This window comes from Faecousia intestinalis, from assembly GCF_040096185.1.
In the GTDB taxonomy this organism is placed as follows: domain Bacteria; phylum Bacillota; class Clostridia; order Oscillospirales; family Oscillospiraceae; genus JAZOXB01.
The window spans coordinates 1-1,978 of the sequence record NZ_JBBMFF010000119.1 but is presented as its reverse complement, the minus strand read 5'-3'; the positions used below and the strand labels follow the sequence as shown (position 1 = coordinate 1,978).

General features: G+C 68.0%; 2 protein-coding genes. Both read right to left on the bottom strand.

What is annotated here, in order from left to right:
* Positions 1-211: 211 nt before the first annotated feature.
* A complete protein-coding gene (gene rpiB / locus WMO66_RS02305; RefSeq protein WP_349134795.1) occupies positions 212-655 on the bottom strand; it encodes a ribose 5-phosphate isomerase B in 444 nt (147 codons plus the stop codon).
* A 16-nt stretch (positions 656-671) separates the two neighbouring features.
* Positions 672-1,733 (bottom strand): hypothetical protein, encoded by a 1,062-nt coding sequence (locus WMO66_RS02300; protein ID WP_349134794.1) that lies wholly within the window; start codon positions 1,731-1,733, stop codon positions 672-674.
* Positions 1,734-1,978 lie beyond the last annotated feature (245 nt).

Genomic DNA, 1,978 nt, shown 5'->3' with positions numbered 1-1,978 from the left:
GTACCCGGCCGGATCACAGGAAAGCCCCGGCAAAATCGTAACTGCCTTCCCGAGATTGCCACGTCGGCCTGCGGCCTCCTCGCAATGACATATCAGGGGAGCATGGCGCCGGGAACGGTGCATTGCACCGAATTGGCCGTCCGATTGCCGCTTCGCGGACGGGCCTGGCTGTCCCCGCCCCTACAGCATCACGGAGTCATGGGGAGCCGTCTCAGCCCTGCTCCACGGCCATCAGCTTTTCGATGCGGCGCTTATGGCGCTCTCCGTTCGAGAACGGAGAGTCAAGGAACGTGTCGACGATCTCCAGCGCCAGCAGCTCGCCGACGAAGCCGGCGCCGAGGGCCATCATGTTCGCGTCGTTGTGCTCGCGCGTCAGGCGGGCGGACACCGGGTCGGACAGCAGGGCGCAGCGGATGCCGTGCACCTTGTTCGCCGTGATGGAAACGCCGATGCCCGTCGTGCACATCACGATGCCGCGCTCACATGCGCCGGAGGCGACGGCCTCGGCCGCCGGGCGGGCAAAGTCTGGATAGTCGCAGCTGTCCTTCGTAAACGTGCCGAAATCCACGCACTCCATACCGCGCGCGGTCAGATGGGCCTTCACGGCCTCCTTCAGCGCCAGCGCGCCGTGGTCACAGGCAATTGCAATTTTCATAAGATAACCTCCTGTATCAGAACATAAAAAGGATGGAAGAGACGGCGCACAGCGCCAGCATGGCGGCCGGGACCGCTGCAGAGACGGCCGCGCCGCGGTCGCACAGCCTCTGCCAGACCCACGCGAGAGCCATGGCCAGCGGCAGCGGCAGCAGGAACAGGCCGGAGAGGGCCCACAGCGCCGCAGCGGAGACGAGCAGCAGCAGGATCATCGCGCAGCGAAGGTCGCGCCCGCGGCAAAGCCCGTGCAGCAGCTCCGGCAGCGTCAGAACGGCAAGCGCGCCGAGCGCCAGCTCCGTCGGCGAAAATCGTCCCGGCAGCGTCACGGCGGCGCGGAGAGCTCCGCACAGCGCGGGCCAAAGCGCCTCATAGAAGCGGAAAGAACGCAGCGCCTCAAGCGGCGTGCCGCGCCCCGCCATCCACCAGCCGAGCACGGCCACGCCCAGCGCGCCGAGCAGACTCAGCGGGAGCGTCAGCGCAAGCGACCGGCCGAGGCCCGTGCGGCGGGAGAGCCGCGTGCAGACATAGCCGATCAGGTACAGCGGCAGCAGCAGAAGCAGCGCCCGCTCCTTCAGCAGACCGGCGGCGAAGCATATCACGGACAGCACGATCCAGCCCCCTCCGCAACGCTTTGCCGTGCGCCAGAGCACATAGCCCAGCAGCGCGGCCGTCACGGCAAGGGAGCCGTCCTGCAGCAGGCCGAAGAGCAGCGCGCCGGACAGGGCAGGCAGCATCCCGCCCACTAGGCGGCGCAGCAGCAGATGGGCGCAGGCCGCAGCCAGCCCGGCAAACAGGACCGGCAGCAGCGCCTCCGGCGACACGGGCAGGGCATGGAAGCGCAGCCAATGCTCCAGCAGGCGCAGGCCCGTCACGGCAAGGCACAGCAGCAGGGCTGCCGGGGCGTCCATCCCGTGCAGCGGGCAGCCCGCGACCGGCTGCCACGGCGGCGGCGTCAGGCGGCCGATCCATTCCGTCGTCCCGGCGCGCGGGCGCAGCACGGCAAAATACCGCGCCAGCATCCAGATGGCGGCTGCCAGCGTGCAGCTGGGCACGGCAAAGCGAACGATCTCGCGGAGCATCGGCCTTCCCCCTTTCGTTTCTCTTATCTTATCATAGGGCAGCGGAAAGTGCAACGGTAATTCCGCGGGAAGGCCATCGACGGGACGTTGCAGGGGAGCGGACAGCCGGGCCCGGCGCGGTACCGCCGGACCGTACAGGCCATCGTTAAAATGGTAAACGCCCCAAGTTTGTCATTGCGAGGAGGCCGTAGGCCGACGTGGCGCCCTGAGCGCGAAGCGCGAGGAAGTGCCCTTGGGGTGCAATC

Bases quoted from the DNA above. Each gene is read 5' to 3' on its own strand.
- WMO66_RS02300 (WP_349134794.1), bottom strand. From the start codon at position 1,733: ATGCTCCGCGAGATCGTTCGCTTTGCCGTGCCCAGCTGCACGCTGGCA.
- rpiB (WP_349134795.1), bottom strand. From the start codon at position 655: ATGAAAATTGCAATTGCCTGTGACCACGGCGCGCTGGCGCTGAAGGAG.